This is a genomic window from Streptomyces sp. NPDC034099 (assembly GCF_055575415.1).
Genome location: NZ_JBVISR010000013.1, coordinates 18,497 through 34,157 on the forward strand (window position 1 = coordinate 18,497; position 15,661 = coordinate 34,157).

Genomic DNA, 15,661 nt, shown 5'->3' on the forward strand with positions numbered 1-15,661 from the left:
TGGATGTACGTCGTGAAGAGCCCGTTGTCCGACGCGGACCTCAAGACCGTCTCGGAGGCGTTGCAGGGCGCCCTCGTCGACCTGGTCGACCTGGCCCTGGTGGCGAAGCAGATCCACTGGAACGTGGTCGGCCCACGCTTCCGCTCCGTACACCTCCAGCTGGACGAACTGGTCGGCACCGCCCGTACCCACTCGGACACCGTGGCGGAACGTGCCTCGGCGCTCGGCGTCTCACCCGACGGGCGGGCCGCGACGGTCGCCGTCGGCAGCGGCATCGACGTGACCCCCGAGGGCTGGGTGGACGACACCACCGCCGTACAGACCATCGTGGACGCGCTGGGCGCGGTGATCGGGCGGATGCGCGAGCGGATCGCGGCGAGCGGTGACCCGGACCCCGTGAGCCAGGACATCTTCATCCAGATCACGGCCGATCTCGAGAAGCAGCACTGGATGTTCCAGGCCGAAAACGGATGACGCGGGATGGCCTCGGCGCGGACGGCTCGCCGGGCGGCCGCGCTGGGCCTCGGCGTGTTGTGGTGGTGGGCCGTGCTGCGCCTGGCGCTGGAGCCCGGTGCCGGGGTGCTCGAAGGGGCGGTCGCGGTCGGCGGCTGGGGGCTGAGCGTGCTGCCGGTGCACTGTGTGCCGCGACGCCGGGCCGCGGGTGCCCTGGGCGCGGGGCGGTGGCGCCGGGCACTGCGTGGGCGTGGGGTGGCGGGGCGAGGACCGGCCCCGAGCCGCCCGGACCGGCGCTGACCTTTCCGCGGGGGTGTGGGTGATGTCCTGCGGCGCTGTGTGCGAGGCGACCTGCCGGTGTCACGGGGGAGCGCTGGCGGGGGCCGCCGGCATGGAGGAGGACCTGCGCGAGGCGGTCGGCCGGATGGACGCTCCGCCCGCCGCCGGCTGAACCGGCCCCCGGCTTCCTCGGCGCTTTCGTCGGCGGCTTCCTCAGCGCGGTGTCCGGGTCCCCGCGACGCCGCCCGGACGCGGTGCGGGCCCGCGCTGGCAGACCGGGCACCAGTACGTGGGGCGCTCGCGGGAGCCGTCGCCCTGGTCGGCCACCCGGACCGATGTGCCGCAGCGCAGACAGGGGCGGGGGGCCCGGCCGTACACGAACAGGTCCTGGCCGCGCAGACCCGTGGTGCGGCGGACCGGGCGGTCGCGGTTGGCGTCCAGGAGCCGCTTCGCGAGCGTGGGCAGCAGCGAGGCCCGGTCGGTGGGCAGCTCGCCGACCGGCAGCCAGGGCGTGACGCCGAGCAGGAAGCACAGCTCGCTCTTGTAGACGTTGCCGATACCGGCGAGATTGCGCTGGTCCAGCAGGGCCTCACCGAGCGGACGGGCCGGGTCCGCGCACAGGTTGTCCAGCGCCCTGGCCGGGTCCCAGTCGGGGCCGAGCAGGTCGGGGCCGAGATGGCCGACGGCGCGCTGCTCGTCGGCGGTGCGCAGGATGTCCAGCACCGGGAGACGGTAGCCGACGGCCGTGCGGTCGGCGGTGCCGAGAATCACCCTGATCTGGTGCGCCGGGCCGCCGCTCCAGCGCTGGCCGGGCGTGAACACCTTCCAGGAACCGTCCATCCGCAGGTGCGAGTGCACCGTCAGGCCGCCCTCGACCCGGGTGAGCAGGTGCTTGCCGCGCGGGGTGACGTCCAGGACGGTGCGGCCGGTGAGGTCGACCGTGGCGTACCGGGGGACGCGGAAGTCGCTGCGGGTCAGCACCTTGCCCGCGAGGGCGTCGTGCAGCCGTCGCGCCGCCTGCCAGACCGTGTCTCCTTCGGGCATGGCTCAAGGGTGACAGGGTCACGCCCTGATGCGCAGACCGCGCGGGGTGGCGATGAACCCCGCTCCCTCCAGGAGGGGGCCGAAGGGGGAGGTCAGGGCCGCCGTGCCGTTGACGCGCTCCACCGTGACCGTGCCGAGGGAACCGGCGCGGGCCGCCTCCGCGAGCGCCTCGGCGGCGGCTCGCAGACGCGGGTCCTCGGTGGGCAGCCGGTCGGGGTCGGAGGGCCACAGCAGGAGGGTCTTGCCGCCGCGCTCCATGTAGAGCGCCGGTTCGCCCTCGACGAGCACCACCAGGGAGCCCGCCTTGCGGCCGGGCTTGTGCGTGGCACCGGCGGGCGGCTCGGGCCAGCCGAGGGCCGCACCGTACGCGTTCGCCGGGTCGGCGGCGGCCAGTACGACCGCCCGCGGACCGGCGGCGCCGTGGCCGCGACGACCGGGGAATCCGGCGTCGTACGGGCCGCGCGGGCCTTGGAAGCCCCCGCGTGCGCCACCTCCGCGCGGGCCGCCGGCACCGGGCTCGGCATAGTCGCGCGGTGAGATGTAGTCCCCTCGGGAGGGGGAACGGCCCAGGCAGTCGGGGTCGGCGAAGACGTCGTCGAAGGGCGCCGGGCCTGCGGGGTCTCCAGGGCTGCCGGGGGCGAAGTCGGCGAAGGGGTCCGGGGCGTCGTCGGGCGCCACGGGGCCGCTGGACGCGGGGGCGCCGAAGGGGTCCAGGGGACCGAGCGGGCCGAGGGTGTCGAGGGAGAAGTCGCCGGGCGCTTCGGCGGAGCCGCCGGGTGCGGGGCGGTCCGCGGAGGCGCCGCGGGTGAACTCTTCCGGTCCCGCCCGGCCGTCCCCGCGCTCGCGGGCGTTCGCCACCGCGCGCAACCGGTCCACGGCGCCCTCCATGGCGAACTGCGCCGCCCCGAGCCCCTCCACCACATAGCCGCGCCGGGCCTGGCCGCTCTCCTCGAACGCGGCCAGGATTCGGTACACCGCGGAGAAGCCGCCCTCGACGCCCTCCGCGGCGACGGCGCCGCGCGTCACCACGCCGTGCCGGTCGAGGAGCGTGCGGGCCAGGGCGTGGGCCCGCACCGTGCCGTCGGCCTCGCGGGCCGGGAGCAGCGACCAGCGGCCCGCGACCGTCGGCGGGCCGGTGCGGGACGCCGGGCGGGCGGCGGCCGTCAGCGATCCGTACCGGCCGCGGGGCACCGCGCGCTTGGCACGGTGGGCCGTGGAGCCCGCGGTGCGCCCGGAGCCCAGCAGGGAGCGCAGGGGCGCCAGCGTGTCGTTCGTCAGCCGTCCGGACCAGGCCAGGTCCCACAGGGCGTCGGCCAGCTGCGGATCGGTGGCCTCCGGGTGGGTGGTGGCGCGGACCTGGTCGGCGATCTGGCGGAAGAACAGGCCGTACCCGCCCGAGAGAGTGCTCAGGACGGACTCGTGCAGGGCGGTCGTCTCCAGGGGATGCGGGGGCGGCAGGAGCAGCGGGGCCGCGTCCGCGAGGTAGAGGGAGACCCAGCCGTCCTTGCCGGGCAGTGAACCCGCTCCGGCCCACACCACCTCACCGGCGGCCGTCAGCTCGTCCAGCATCGCCGGGTTGTAGTTCGCCACGCGGGAGGGGAGGACCAGCTTCTCCAGGGCGGAGGCGGGCACGGAGGCGCCCTGCAACTGCTCGACGGCGCGGACCAGCCCGTCGATCCCGCGCAGCGTGTGTCCCTTGCCGATGTGCTGCCACTGGGGGAGGAACTGGCCGAGCGCGGCCGGCGCCACCGGCTCCAGCTCGTGCCGGAGCGCGGCCAGGGAACGGCGGCGCAGCCTGCGCAGGACGGTCGCGTCGCACCACTCCTGGCCGATGCCGGCGGGATGGAACTCGCCCTGGACGACCCGCCCCGTCCCCGCGAGTCGTTGCAGGGCGCCCTCGGTGACCGCCACGCCCAGACCGAAGCGGCCCGCCGCGGTGACCGAGGTGAAGGGGCCGTGGGTGCGGGCGTGCCGGGCGAGGAGGTCGCCGAGCGGGTCCTTGACCGGCTCGGTGAAGGCCTCCGGCACACCGACGGGCAGCGCCGTGCCCAGCGCGTCGCGCAGCCGGCCCGCGTCCTCGATCGCCGCCCAGTGGTCGGCGCCGGCGATCCGCACCCTGATCGCGCGGCGGGCCGCGGCCAGCTCGGGCGCCCACTGCGGCTCCGCGCCCCGCTCGGCCAGCTCCGCGTCCGTCAGCGGGCCGAGCACCCGCAGCAGGTCGGCGACGCCCTCGGCGTCCTTGATGCGGCGGTCCTCGGTGAGCCACTGCAGCTCGCGCTCCAGCTCGGTGAGCACCTCCGCGTCGAGCAGCTCGCGCAGCTCCGCCTGGCCGAGCAGCTCGGCCAGCAGCCGCGAGTCCAGGGACAGGGCGGCGGCCCGGCGCTCGGCGAGCGGTGAGTCGCCCTCGTACAGGAACTGGGCGACGTAGCCGAAGAGCAGGGAGCGGGCGAACGGGGACGGCTCCGGGGTGGTGACCTCGACCAGGCGGACCTTGCGGGCCTCCAGGTCGCCCATCAGCTCGACCAGTCCGGGCACGTCGAAGACGTCCTGGAGGCACTCGCGGACGGCTTCCAGGACGATCGGGAACGAGCCGTACTCGCTCGCCACCTCCAGCAGCTGCGCGGCGCGCTGGCGCTGCTGCCACAGCGGGGTGCGCTTGCCCGGGCTGCGGCGCGGCAGCAGCAGCGCGCGGGCGGCGCACTCACGGAACCGGGACGCGAACAGCGCCGAGCCGCCCACCTGGTCGGTGACGACCCGGTCGACCTCGCCCTTGTCGAAGACGACGTCCGCCGCGCCCACCGGCGCCTTCTCGGCGTCGTACTCGAGGCCCGGCTTCGCGGGGTCCTGGTCGAGGAAGTCCAGGCCCATCAGGTCGGCGTCCGGCAGCCGCAGCACGATGCCGTCGTCGGCGTGCATGACCTGGGCGTCCATGCCGTACCGCTCCGACAGGCGGGCGCCGAGGGCGAGGGCCCAGGGGGCGTGGACCTGGGCGCCGAAGGGGGAGTGGACCACCACCCGCCAGTCGCCCAGCTCGTCCCGGAAACGCTCGACCACGATGGTGCGGTCGTCGGGGACGTGGCCGCAGGCCTCGCGCTGCTCGTCGAGGTACGACAGCACGTTGTCCGCGGCCCAGGCGTCCAGGCCCGCGGTGACCAGGCGCAGCCGGGCGTCCTCCTTGGACAGGGAGCCGACCTCGCGCAGGAAGGCGCCCAGCGCGCGGCCCAGCTCCAGGGGGCGGCCCAGCTGGTCGCCCTTCCAGAACGGCAGCCTGCCCGGCACGCCCGGCGCCGGGGAGACCAGGACCCGGTCGCGCGTGATGTCCTCGATCCGCCAGGAGCTGGTGCCGAGCGTGAAGACGTCCCCCACGCGGGACTCGTACACCATCTCCTCGTCCAGCTCGCCGACCCGGCCGCCGCCCTTCTTCGGGTCGGCACCCGCCAGGAACACCCCGAAGAGCCCGCGGTCGGGGATCGTGCCCCCGGACGTCACCGCGAGCCGCTGGGCCCCCGGCCGGCCGGTGACCGTACCGGCGATCCGGTCCCACACCACGCGCGGGCGCAGCTCGGCGAAGGCGTCGGAGGGATAGCGGCCCGCGAGCATGTCCAGGACGGCGGTGAAGGCCGACTCCGGCAGCGAGGCGAAGGGCGCGGCGCGGCGGACGGTGGCGAGGAGGTCGTCGACCTGCCAGGTGTCCAGCGCGGTCATCGCCACCAGCTGCTGGGCCAGCACGTCCAGCGGGTTGGCGGGGATCCTCAGGGCCTCGATGGCGCCGCTGCGCATCCGCTCCGTGACCACGGCCGACTGCACCAGGTCGCCGCGGTACTTCGGGAAGACCACGCCCGTGGAGACCGCGCCGACCTGGTGCCCCGCGCGGCCGACGCGTTGGAGGCCGGAGGCCACGGAGGGCGGCGACTCGACCTGGACCACGAGGTCGACGGCGCCCATGTCGATGCCCAGCTCCAGGCTTGAGGTGGCCACCACCGCGGGCAGCCGGCCCGCCTTGAGGTCCTCCTCGACGAGGGCGCGCTGCTCCTTGGAGACCGAGCCGTGGTGGGCGCGGGCGATCACCGGCGGGGCGCCCTGGGCGGCACCCGAGCCGCCCATCAGCTCCGCGGGGGAGTGGTGCTCGTCCAGGGGTTCGCCGGTGGCCCGCTCGTACGCGATCTCGTTGAGCCGGTTGCACAGGCGCTCCGCCAGCCGCCGGGAGTTGGCGAAGACGATCGTGGAGCGGTGCGACTGGACCAGATCGGTGATCCGCTCCTCGACGTGCGGCCAGATGGACGGGCGCTCCGCGCCCTCGTTGCCGTCCGCGACCGGGGAGCCGCCCAGCTCGCCGAGGTCCTCGACCGGGACGACGACGGACAGGTCGAACTCCTTGCCCGACTCCGGCTGGACGATCTCGACCTTGCCGCGCGGGGCGAGGAACCGGGCGACCTCGTCCACGGGACGGACCGTCGCCGACAGGCCGATACGGCGGGCAGGCTTCGGCAGCAGCTCGTCCAGCCGCTCCAGCGTGAGCGCGAGATGAGCGCCGCGCTTGGTGCCCGCGACCGCGTGCACCTCGTCCAGGATCACCGTCTCGATGCCGGTCAGCGCGTCGCGCGTGGCCGACGTCAGCATGAGGAACAGGGACTCCGGGGTGGTGATCAGGATGTCCGGCGGCCGCGTGGACAAGGCGCGGCGCTCGGCGGGCGGGGTGTCGCCGGAGCGGATGCCGACCTTGACCTCGGGCTCGGGCAGGCCGAGGCGGACGGACTCCTGCCGGATGCCGGTCAGCGGGCTGCGGAGGTTGCGCTCGACGTCGACGGCCAGGGCCTTGAGCGGGGAGACGTACAGGACCCGGCAGCGCTTCTTGGGGTCGGCGGGCGGAGGCGTCGAGGTCAGCTGGTCCAGCGCGGCGAGGAAGGCGGCCAGCGTCTTGCCCGAGCCGGTGGGGGCGACCACCAGCACGTCCGAACCCTGCGAGATGGCCTGCCACGCGCCCGCCTGGGCGGAGGTGGGCGCGGAGAAGGCCCCCGTGAACCAGCCGCGGGTCGCGGGTGAGAAGCCGTCCAGGGCTCGGTGTGCGGAGCTGACCATGGATCCATCGTGCACCCGACCACTGACAATCGGCCCGAGCCGAGCGGACCGGCCGGCCCTCGTCGGTGCCGGGCATCGACCGGCCGGACGTAGGACTGCTCGTGCGAACCGGGCGTGCGCGGGTGTCCGAGCCGAGTCGAGCCGAGCCGGGAGCCGGACAGCCAAGGACGGTGGTCGGCAGGTCGTCCGGTGCGGTCGCCGAGCCGTCCGGGCTGCCGCCGGAGGCCGGTACCGGCGCTGTCCGAACCGGGGGCGGGGCGCACGCCTCCCGCGCTCCCCCATGCCCCTGGCTCCCCAAGCCCCGCGGGCGACGGGCGGTGCGGGTGACGCGTGCCGCATGGGCGTACGCCGTGGGCGTGCGCCGGGCGTCCCGAGCCCGGTGGCCGGAGCCGGGCATCCGTGGGCGGCGGTCGCGCCGGTCGTCCGGACCGGTCGGCCCGGTCGGCAGTCCGGGCCGGTCGTCGTGGGGTGTCCGGGCCGGTCGTCGAGCCCGCCCGCCCGGATGGCCGACCCACCCGGGCCGTCGCCGGGGGGCGAGGTGGGGTGGTGCCAGGGTGGCGGAGAATGGGGGCATGGCGGGATCGGGCGAGCGGGCGCGGCACTGGCGGTACGCGGAGCTGCCCGACGTCGATCTGCTCCGCGCCCAGTACATACGGAAGACCTTCGTGCGCCACACGCACGAGCACTTCGTCATCGCCGCCATCGCCGACGGCGTGGAGGTGTTCCACCACGGCGGGAGCGACCAGTATGCCGGGGCCGGCTCGCTCGCCCTGGTCAACCCCGACACCCCGCACACGGGGCGGGCCGGAGTGCCGGAGGGATGGCGGTACGGCGCCGTCTACCCGGCGCCCGAGCTGGTGGCCGGGATCGCGGCGGAGACGACGACGCTGCGCGGGACGCCCGGGTTCGTCCGGCCGGTACTCGACGACCCGTACACCGTCGAGCTGGTGCACCGCGTGCTGCGGGCCGCCGACGACGGGAACGCGCTCGCCGCCGACACCCTGCTGCGGGTGGCCGTGACCCGGCTGCTGCGGCTGAACGGCGGCCCGCTGCCCCGGCGCCAGGTACGTACGGCCGGGGCCAGGACGGCGGCACGCGCGCGTGCCGTGCTGGAGGAGCGGATGACCGACCCGCCGAGCCTTCAGCGGCTCGCCGGGGAGCTGGGGAGCAGCCCGTTCGCGCTGTTGCGGGCCTTCCGCGACGCCTACGGCATGCCGCCCCACACCTGGCTGACGGACGCCCGGGTGCGTCGGGCGAGGCGACTGCTGGACACCGGGACCTCCCCGGCCGAGGCCGCCGTCGCCGTCGGGTTCACCGACCAGCCGCACCTGAACCGGCACTTCGCGCGGATCGTCGGCGTGCCGCCCGGTGCCTACCAGCGCGAGCGCAAGAACGTACAAGACGCGCGGCGAGGGCTGCTCCTACCGTTCGAGGCGTGACAGAACAGACAGCCCTGCCCGATGCTCCCGGCACGGAGGCCGACGCCAAGCCGGACGCCGCCGTCGTACGGGACGCCCTCGGGGTCGGAGTCGCCGTCGGACTGTCCGGGTTCGCCTTCGGGGTGACCTCGGCCGGCGGCGGACTCACCCTGGCCCAGACCTGCGCCCTCAGCCTCCTGGTGTTCACCGGGGCGTCCCAGTTCGCGCTCGTCGGCGCCCTCGCGGCCGGCGGCAACCCGCTCACCGCGGCGGCCGGCGCCTTCTTCCTGGGCGTGCGCAACGCCTTCTACGGGCTGCGCCTGTCGCAGTTGCTGGCCCTCCCGCGCGCGGTACGGCCGTTCGCCGCGCAGTGGGTCATCGACGAGACGACGGCAGTGGCGCTCGCACAGCCCACGCGGCGCGCCGTCCGGATCGGGTTCACCGTCACCGGGCTCACCCTGTACGTCCTGTGGAACCTCACCACGCTGCTCGGCGCACTGGGCGCGGAGGCCATCGGGGACACCGACGCGTGGGGTCTGGACGCGGCAGGTCCGGCGGTCTTCCTCGCGCTGCTCGCGCCGATGCTCAAGAACACCACCGAGCGCGCGGTCGCCGCCCTGGCCGTCCTCCTGGGGCTCGGCCTGCTGCCCGTGCTGCCCGCGGGCGTGCCCGTCCTGGTGGCCGCGCTGGCGGCGCCGCTCGTCCTGTGGGCGCGCGGTCGCCGTGCGGGCGGTGCCGAGGACGGTGCGGTCCGTGGGGCCGCCGAGGGGGAGGGCGAGCGATGAGTGTGTGGATCGCGATCGGCGTGACCGCGGTGGGCTGCTACGCGGTCAAGCTCCTCGGGCTGCTGGTACCCGCGGGCGCCCTGGAACGGCCGCTGGTCCGGCGGCTCGCCGCGCTGCTGCCCGTCGCCCTCCTCGCGGCGCTCACCGCCCAGCAGACCTTCGCCGACGGGCAGACGCTCGTGCTGGACGCGCGGGCCGCCGGGGTCGCCGCGGCCGCCGTCGCGCTGCTGCTGCGCGCGCCGTTCCTGCTCGTCGTCGCGGCGGCCGTGGTGGTCACCGCGGGCGTCCGGGCCGTGGGCGGCTGAGGCGGCAGGTCAGCCGCACGCGCGGTCAGCCGAGGGGACGGCCGTACGCCCGGAGGGTGCACAGCGCCTCCAGCGTCACCCGGGCGCGGACCTCCAGCGCCGGGACGGGTGCCCGCCGGCGTCGGCGCGACGGCCAGCCGCCGTCGTCCTCCTGCCCGGCCGCGAGGAAGTCGAGGGAGCGGGCCATCTCGTCGTCCGTGAACCACGCGCGCGCGAGCGAACGCGGCTCCCTCGCGTAGTCGTGCGGGAAGCGCTGCTCGTCCGGGGCGTGTCCCGGAGGGGCCGGATTCGGGCCGAGATCGCCCGGGTCCAGCACGGCGAGGCGCTGTTCGCGCACCAGACGACCCAGCCGGTCGGCCGCGGCCTCCGCGCGCGGACGGTCCGGAGCGCTGTCCAGGAAGGCCACGGCGGCCTCGACCTCGTACGGGTGCGGGGACGCCAGCGACTCGGCCGCCTGCCAGCAGAAGTCCGTGGCCCGGAACAGCCAGGCGTGCCAGACCTCGTTGCGGTGCAGCAGTCCGACCACCGGGCCGGTGACGAGCAGCTCGCCGGGAGGGTCGGCCGCGACCGGCACCGAGGGCGCGGCCGGGTGCCCGTCCCGGCTCGCACGGGTCACCGGCAGGGCCCCGTCGGGCGTGGACACGGAGGTCAGATAGCGGCAGATCCGCTCGGCCCGCTGCCCGCCGCAGCGGCCGACGGCGTCCAGGACGCGCAGGGCACACGCGGTGTGCAGCGGCTGACTGGCCGGGCCGCGCAGATCGGGCTCCAGCGCGTGGCCGTACCCGCCGTCCTCGTTGCGGTAGGCCTCCAGCGCGGTCTCCACCGGGCCGGGGTCTCCACCGCGGAAGTGGTACGCGAACAACCGCTGCTCCAGTACGCGCGCGGTGAGCCAGACGAAGTGCTCCGCGCGCGCGAGCGGTGCACGCGAGTCCGGGGTGCGCGGAGGCGCGGGCGGAGGGATCGCGGGAAGTGGGGACGCTCCGGTTTCGGCCATGGGAGAGACCGTAGGCCGGAAAGCGGTTCCGGCAGGTGGTCCCGGCTCAGGGCCCACTCTCAGGGACGGGATACTGGAGGCATGCGGTTGACGGTCTTCTGGGAGCGGATGACGGATCACTTCGGTCCGGGGTACGCCGACACCTTCGCGCGCGATCACGTGATGACGGAGCTGGGCGGGCGCACGGTGCACGAGGCGCTGGACGCCGGCTGGGACGCCAAGGACGTGTGGCGGGTGGTCTGCACCGTCATGAACGTGCCGCGGGAACAGCGGTGACGGTTCACCGAGATCGCCGTACCGTGCTCCTCCGTCCGTGGCGTGGGCGAGACTTGATCCGTGGCATCCACTGACGAGACCGGGCAGGCCGCCCGGCACGCATCCCAGGCCGGCACCACGCCGCCCACCGGCCCCCCGGCCGACGCGGCCGTCGCCGGGCCGGGCGCCCGCATGCCGCGCTGGCTGCCGCGCGCCATGGTGCTGGCCCTCGCGCTCATCGCCGCCTTCCAGCTGGGCAGCTGGGCCTTCCACCAGCTCACCGGGCTGCTGATCAACGTCCTCATCGCCTTCTTCCTGGCCCTGGCCATCGAACCCGCGGTGAGCTGGATGGCCGGGCGCGGCATGCGCCGGGGGTTCGCCACCTTCCTCGTCTTCCTCGGTGTCCTGATCGCCGCCGCGGGGTTCGTCACGCTGCTCGGCTCCATGCTCGCCGGGCAGATCGTCAAGATGGTCGAGGACTTCCCGGACTACCTCGACTCCGTCATCAACTGGGTCAACGGCCACTTCCACACCGAACTGCGGCGGGTCGACATCCAGGAGGGCCTGCTCCGCTCCGACTGGCTGCGCAACTACGTGCAGAACAGCGCGACGGGCGTCCTGGACGTGTCGGCCCAGGTCCTGGGCGGCCTCTTCCAGCTGCTGACGGTCGTGCTGTTCTCGTTCTACTTCGCCGCCGACGGCCCCCGGCTGCGGCGCGGACTCTGCTCCGTCCTGCCGCCCGCCCGCCAGGCCGAGGTCCTGCGCGCGTGGGAGATCGCCGTGGACAAGACCGGCGGCTACCTGTACTCACGCGGGCTGATGGCGCTGATCTCCGGCATCGCGCACTACATCCTCCTGGAGATCCTCGAGGTGCCCTACGCGCCCGCGCTCGCCGTGTGGGTGGGCCTGGTGTCGCAGTTCATCCCGACCATCGGCACCTATCTCGCGGGCGCCCTGCCCATGCTGATCGCGTTCACGGTCAACCCCTGGTACGCGCTGTGGGTGCTGGTCTTCGTGGTGATCTACCAGCAGTTCGAGAACTACGTGCTGCAGCCCAAGCTGACGTCCAAGACCGTGGACATCCATCCCGCGGTCGCCTTCGGCTCCGTCATCGCGGGCACCGCCCTGCTCGGCGCCGTCGGCGCGCTGATCGCCATTCCGGCGGTCGCCACGCTGCAGGCGTTCCTCGGGGCGTACGTGAAGCGCTACGCCGTCACGGACGATCCGCGCGTCCACGGGCGCCGGGACCGCCGGGGGGTGTCCGGAACGTCCACGCGCCTACGCAGGCTGTGGACCCGGCGCCCGGAGCAGGGGCGCCCGGAGGGAGAGGGCTCGGAGGGCCCCGGGGACGGCGCCTCCTCCTGAGGCACGGGCGCGCCCTCCCTTACACCGGCGGGAGCAGGGTCAGAGCGAGCCGACACCGGCCGGCACCATCACTTCCATCTGGCTCGCCGGGCCGGGGACGTACGCTCGGAAGTGCCGCGTGGTGCGCTTGACACGAAAATCGAACATCCATTCTTATGGAGGCTCCGGCGGGGCTCGTGACGGGTGATTCGAGTGGGTTCGGGGGGAGATGCACCCGAGTTATCCACAGGCCGGACCCGCATCGGGGCCCATTGTCAGTGGCAGGCATTAGCGTCTTTGACGTGAAGCGATCGAATCAAGCAAACCGGGTGGAACCCATGGCAGGAACCGACCGCGAGAAGGCCCTGGACGCCGCGCTCGCACAGATTGAACGGCAGTTCGGCAAGGGCGCGGTCATGCGCATGGGCGAGCGGCCGAACGAGCCCATCGAGGTCATCCCGACCGGGTCGACCGCGCTCGACGTGGCCCTCGGCGTCGGCGGCCTCCCGCGCGGCCGTGTCGTGGAGGTCTACGGCCCCGAGTCCTCGGGCAAGACGACCCTGACCCTGCACGCGGTGGCGAACGCCCAGAAGGCCGGCGGCCAGGTCGCGTTCGTGGACGCCGAGCACGCCCTCGACCCCGAGTACGCCAAGAAGCTCGGCGTCGACATCGACAACCTGATCCTCTCCCAGCCGGACAACGGCGAGCAGGCCCTGGAGATCGTGGACATGCTGGTCCGCTCCGGCGCCCTCGACCTCATCGTCATCGACTCCGTCGCCGCGCTCGTCCCGCGCGCGGAGATCGAGGGCGAGATGGGCGACAGCCACGTCGGTCTGCAGGCCCGGCTGATGAGCCAGGCCCTGCGGAAGATCACCAGCGCGCTCAACCAGTCCAAGACCACCGCGATCTTCATCAACCAGCTCCGCGAGAAGATCGGCGTGATGTTCGGCTCCCCGGAGACCACGACCGGTGGCCGGGCGCTGAAGTTCTACGCCTCCGTGCGCATCGACATCCGCCGCATCGAGACGCTGAAGGACGGCACGGACGCGGTCGGCAACCGCACCCGCTGCAAGGTCGTCAAGAACAAGGTCGCGCCGCCCTTCAAGCAGGCCGAGTTCGACATCCTGTACGGCCACGGCATCAGCCGCGAGGGCGGTCTGATCGACATGGGCGTGGAGCACGGCTTCGTCCGCAAGGCCGGCGCCTGGTACACGTACGAGGGTGACCAGCTCGGCCAGGGCAAGGAGAACGCGCGCAACTTCCTGAAGGACAACCCGGACCTGGCCAACGAGATCGAGAAGAAGATCAAGGAGAAGCTCGGCGTCGGCGTGCGTCCCGAGGAGCCGGTCACCGAGCCCGTCGCGGACGCCGCCTCCGCCGCCACGGCCGACGCCGCACCGGCGGTGCCCGCACCCACGACCGCCAAGGCCACCAAGTCCAAGGCCGCGGCAGCCAAGAGCTGACCCGTGACCCGACGAACCGACTGGGCCGAGTACACGAGCGGCTCCGCCGGGCCGGGCGACGACGCGTACGGGGCGGCTGCGGCCCCGTACGAGACGGACCCCTCCGCCGTGGGTACCCCCGAGGACGGCACGGCGCGCCACGGTGACGGCGAGGCGCGCCGCGGCGGCGGGCGGGGCCGCGGAGCGGGTGGCACGCGCGGGCGCCGGAGGCGCGAGCGCGCGGAGCCGTCCGCCGGGGACGGAGGTGCCACTTCCTCGTCGAGGGCCGAGAAGGGGGAGCCTCCGCGGGACCCGGTCGAGCAGGCACGGGCGATCTGCCTGCGCCTGCTCACCGGGACCCCGCGCACCCGCAGGCAACTGGCCGATGCCCTGCGCAAGCGGGAGATCCCGGACGAGGCCGCGGAAGAGGTGCTGTCCAGGTTCGAGGAGGTCGGCCTCATCAACGACGGCGCCTTCGCGGAGGCCTGGGTGGAGTCACGGCACCACGGCCGCGGGCTGGCCAGGCGCGCCCTCGCCAGAGAGCTGCGCACCAAGGGCGTCGACGCCACGCTCATCGACGCGGCGGTGTCCCGACTGGACACCGAGCAGGAGGAGGAGACCGCGCGCGACCTGGTCGCCCGCAAGCTGCGCGCCACCCGGGGCCTGGACCGCGACAAGAGGCTGCGCCGCCTCGCGGGCATGCTGGCCCGCAAGGGCTACCCCGAGGGCATGGCCCTGCGGGTGGTCCGCCAGGCGCTGGAGGAGGAGGGCGAGGACACGGAGTACCTCGGCGACGAGGGGTTCTGAGCCGGTGCCCGGCCCGAGGGCACTCGGGGACCGGCCCAGCAGGCGGGCGGACGAGGACCGAGCAGGATCACCGCCGACAAGGCCTTCGACGCGGCCGGGGCCGACCGTCACGATCGTGACGGTCAACGGCACCGACGAGACCCTCGTCGCGCTGAAGGACGGACGTCTTCTCCGCGACGGTGACACGGCCCCCGTGGACCGCCCCGCCGACTACTGGGACCGGGCGGCGGCCACCGGCAGGCCCGCCGCGCGCCAGGCCTGGAAGCCGCCGATCAGATCGGTGGCCCGGTGCAGACCCAGACGGTGCAGGGACTCCGCCGCCAGACTGGAGGCGTAGCCCTCGTCGCACACCACGACCACCCGCACGTCGTGGTCCACCGCTTCGGGGAGGCGGTGGCTGCCCTGCGGGTCCAGACGCCATTCCAGTTCGTTGCGCTCGACCACCAGGGCGCCCGGAATCACACCGTCCCGCTCGCGCAGAGCGGCGTACCGGATGTCGACCAGCAGCGCCGTGCCTGCCTCGGCGGCGTCGTACGCCTCCTCCGGTGCGGTCCGCCGGTATCCGGCGCGTACGCGCTCCAGCAGGGCGTCGATGCCCGTGGGCCCGCTCACTGCCAGTCCTGCGGGCGCTCGACCTGTTCCAGGCGCAGGGTCTGTCCGCTGCGGCTGTAGCGGCGGATCTGCGGCAGGGGCGGGTAGTAGGCGTGCACGGACACGGCGTGGCGGTCGGTCGACTCGTTGAGGACCTCGTGCACGTGGTACCGGCCGAAGGCGCGCCCCTTGCCGACGGTCAGCCGGCGCTCCCGGTCCGCGTCGTCGCTGAGTTCGAGGGTCTTCCAGCCGTCGGTGGGCAGGCGGGCGGCGAGCGCGTTCTCCTTGAGCTCGCCCGCGGCCGTGACGAAGGCGCCCACGGAGTCGGCGTGGTCGTGCCAGCCGGTGCCCGTACCGGGCGGCCAGCCGATCAGCCAGGCCTCGCTGCCGCCCGGCCCGGCCAGCCGCACCCAGGTGCGGCCCTCGGGGTCGAGCGGCAGCGAGGCGATCAGTTCGGCGTCGGCCGCGGCACGCCGTACGAAGTCGAGGAGCTCGGCCTGCGTCGGGGCGGCCGTGGAAGCGGGGGCGGCGGAGGCCGCAGAAAGGGAGGGGAGGGACACGGGTACCGTCCTGGGAGTTCGCGAGGGAGCGCGCGGCGGCACGTCCGAGCGGCGGCGCGCGCGAAGAAGAGGGAAGGCGAGTTCAGCAGGACGGACGACACACGCAGCCCGCATAGCGGACGAGGTCCATATGGACCCTCCGCCACAGGCGCACATAGGTGTCGGTCACGATCCGGAGTAGACCATGACGGTGCCGACCGGTCAACTCAGCGTCACCATGCGGACAGTGCACGTCCCTCCCCCCGGCGACCGGAGGCGGGAGAGGAGGAACCGACGGCGGTCGGTCGGGCGGCGCGGCGGCCCGT

At 74.3% G+C, this 15,661-nt stretch carries 15 protein-coding genes; 9 read left to right on the forward strand and 6 right to left on the reverse strand.

Annotation, left to right across the window (positions count from 1 at the left end; all coding sequences use genetic code 11):
* Positions 1–3: 3 nt before the first annotated feature.
* Together ACZ56V_RS30920 and ACZ56V_RS30925 are read left to right on the forward strand one after the other, a co-directional pair.
* Positions 4–474 carry a Dps family protein gene (locus tag ACZ56V_RS30920; protein WP_104631034.1) on the forward strand — a complete coding sequence of 157 codons (471 nt, stop codon included), beginning with the start codon at positions 4–6 and terminating at the stop codon, positions 472–474.
* A gap of 6 nt (positions 475–480) precedes the next feature.
* Positions 481–753, forward strand: a complete 273-nt coding sequence (locus ACZ56V_RS30925) for a hypothetical protein (RefSeq protein ID WP_468946868.1) — start codon at positions 481–483, stop codon at positions 751–753.
* A 192-nt stretch (positions 754–945) separates the two neighbouring features.
* Here the strand turns inward: ACZ56V_RS30925 and ACZ56V_RS30930 are convergent, their stop codons facing one another.
* Positions 946–1,776: a DNA-formamidopyrimidine glycosylase family protein gene (locus tag ACZ56V_RS30930; protein WP_468946871.1), complete on the reverse strand. Its 831-nt coding sequence runs from the start codon at positions 1,774–1,776 to the stop codon at positions 946–948.
* 18 nt (positions 1,777–1,794) lie between these two features.
* Entirely contained in the window at positions 1,795–6,855 is a 5,061-nt protein-coding gene (locus ACZ56V_RS30935; RefSeq protein ID WP_468946874.1) for an ATP-dependent helicase, read from the reverse strand.
* Positions 6,856–7,427: 572 nt separating this feature from the next.
* Here ACZ56V_RS30935 and ACZ56V_RS30940 point away from each other — a divergent pair.
* From ACZ56V_RS30940 to ACZ56V_RS30950, 3 genes are read left to right on the forward strand one after another with little or no spacing between them, the layout of a single operon-like run.
* Positions 7,428–8,294: an AraC family transcriptional regulator gene (locus tag ACZ56V_RS30940; RefSeq protein WP_467383461.1), complete on the forward strand. Its 867-nt coding sequence runs from the start codon at positions 7,428–7,430 to the stop codon at positions 8,292–8,294.
* Positions 8,291–9,058: an AzlC family ABC transporter permease gene (locus tag ACZ56V_RS30945; protein WP_468946877.1), complete on the forward strand. Its 768-nt coding sequence runs from the start codon at positions 8,291–8,293 to the stop codon at positions 9,056–9,058. The genes ACZ56V_RS30940 and ACZ56V_RS30945 overlap by 4 nt, the downstream gene beginning before the upstream one ends.
* Positions 9,055–9,363: an AzlD domain-containing protein gene (locus ACZ56V_RS30950; protein WP_104631040.1), complete on the forward strand. Its 309-nt coding sequence runs from the start codon at positions 9,055–9,057 to the stop codon at positions 9,361–9,363. The genes ACZ56V_RS30945 and ACZ56V_RS30950 overlap by 4 nt, the downstream gene beginning before the upstream one ends.
* 25 nt (positions 9,364–9,388) lie before the next feature.
* Here the strand turns inward: ACZ56V_RS30950 and ACZ56V_RS30955 are convergent, their stop codons facing one another.
* A complete protein-coding gene (locus tag ACZ56V_RS30955; protein WP_468946881.1) occupies positions 9,389–10,357 on the reverse strand; it encodes a prenyltransferase/squalene oxidase repeat-containing protein in 969 nt (322 codons plus the stop codon).
* 81 nt (positions 10,358–10,438) lie between these two features.
* On the opposite strand from ACZ56V_RS30955, the gene ACZ56V_RS30960 reads away from it, so the two are divergent.
* The 4 genes from ACZ56V_RS30960 (at position 10,439) to recX (ending at position 14,205) form a co-directional block, all read left to right on the forward strand.
* Positions 10,439–10,633, forward strand: coding sequence for a DUF3046 domain-containing protein (locus tag ACZ56V_RS30960; protein ID WP_003973258.1), 195 nt, complete (start codon positions 10,439–10,441; stop codon positions 10,631–10,633).
* Positions 10,634–10,693: 60 nt separating this feature from the next.
* A complete protein-coding gene (locus ACZ56V_RS30965) occupies positions 10,694–11,977 on the forward strand; it encodes an AI-2E family transporter (protein WP_467383455.1) in 1,284 nt (427 codons plus the stop codon).
* A 317-nt stretch (positions 11,978–12,294) separates the two neighbouring features.
* Positions 12,295–13,419 (forward strand): recombinase RecA, encoded by a 1,125-nt coding sequence (gene recA / locus ACZ56V_RS30970; RefSeq protein WP_468946884.1) that lies wholly within the window; start codon positions 12,295–12,297, stop codon positions 13,417–13,419.
* Between the two features lie 3 nt (positions 13,420–13,422).
* Positions 13,423–14,205 carry a recombination regulator RecX gene (gene recX, locus ACZ56V_RS30975; RefSeq protein ID WP_467383453.1) on the forward strand — a complete coding sequence of 261 codons (783 nt, stop codon included), beginning with the start codon at positions 13,423–13,425 and terminating at the stop codon, positions 14,203–14,205.
* 210 nt (positions 14,206–14,415) lie between these two features.
* Here recX and ACZ56V_RS30980 read toward each other — a convergent pair whose 3' ends face one another.
* From ACZ56V_RS30980 to ACZ56V_RS30990, 3 genes are all read right to left on the reverse strand, one after another.
* Positions 14,416–14,817 carry a rhodanese-like domain-containing protein gene (locus ACZ56V_RS30980; RefSeq protein ID WP_468946887.1) on the reverse strand — a complete coding sequence of 134 codons (402 nt, stop codon included), beginning with the start codon at positions 14,815–14,817 and terminating at the stop codon, positions 14,416–14,418.
* A complete protein-coding gene (locus ACZ56V_RS30985; protein WP_467383449.1) occupies positions 14,814–15,356 on the reverse strand; it encodes a cupin domain-containing protein in 543 nt (180 codons plus the stop codon). The genes ACZ56V_RS30980 and ACZ56V_RS30985 overlap by 4 nt, the downstream gene beginning before the upstream one ends.
* 82 nt (positions 15,357–15,438) lie before the next feature.
* Positions 15,439–15,588 carry a putative leader peptide gene (locus ACZ56V_RS30990; protein WP_356362646.1) on the reverse strand — a complete coding sequence of 50 codons (150 nt, stop codon included), beginning with the start codon at positions 15,586–15,588 and terminating at the stop codon, positions 15,439–15,441.
* Positions 15,589–15,661 lie beyond the last annotated feature (73 nt).

Bases quoted from the DNA above. Each gene is read 5' to 3' on its own strand.
- ACZ56V_RS30940 (WP_467383461.1), top strand. From the start codon at position 7,428: ATGGCGGGATCGGGCGAGCGGGCGCGGCACTGGCGGTACGCGGAGCTG.
- recA (WP_468946884.1), top strand. From the start codon at position 12,295: ATGGCAGGAACCGACCGCGAGAAGGCCCTGGACGCCGCGCTCGCACAG.
- ACZ56V_RS30960 (WP_003973258.1), top strand. From the start codon at position 10,439: ATGCGGTTGACGGTCTTCTGGGAGCGGATGACGGATCACTTCGGTCCG.
- ACZ56V_RS30950 (WP_104631040.1), top strand. From the start codon at position 9,055: ATGAGTGTGTGGATCGCGATCGGCGTGACCGCGGTGGGCTGCTACGCG.
- ACZ56V_RS30955 (WP_468946881.1), bottom strand. From the start codon at position 10,357: ATGGCCGAAACCGGAGCGTCCCCACTTCCCGCGATCCCTCCGCCCGCG.
- ACZ56V_RS30920 (WP_104631034.1), top strand. From the start codon at position 4: ATGTACGTCGTGAAGAGCCCGTTGTCCGACGCGGACCTCAAGACCGTC.
- ACZ56V_RS30935 (WP_468946874.1), bottom strand. From the start codon at position 6,855: ATGGTCAGCTCCGCACACCGAGCCCTGGACGGCTTCTCACCCGCGACC.
- ACZ56V_RS30930 (WP_468946871.1), bottom strand. From the start codon at position 1,776: ATGCCCGAAGGAGACACGGTCTGGCAGGCGGCGCGACGGCTGCACGAC.
- ACZ56V_RS30925 (WP_468946868.1), top strand. From the start codon at position 481: ATGGCCTCGGCGCGGACGGCTCGCCGGGCGGCCGCGCTGGGCCTCGGC.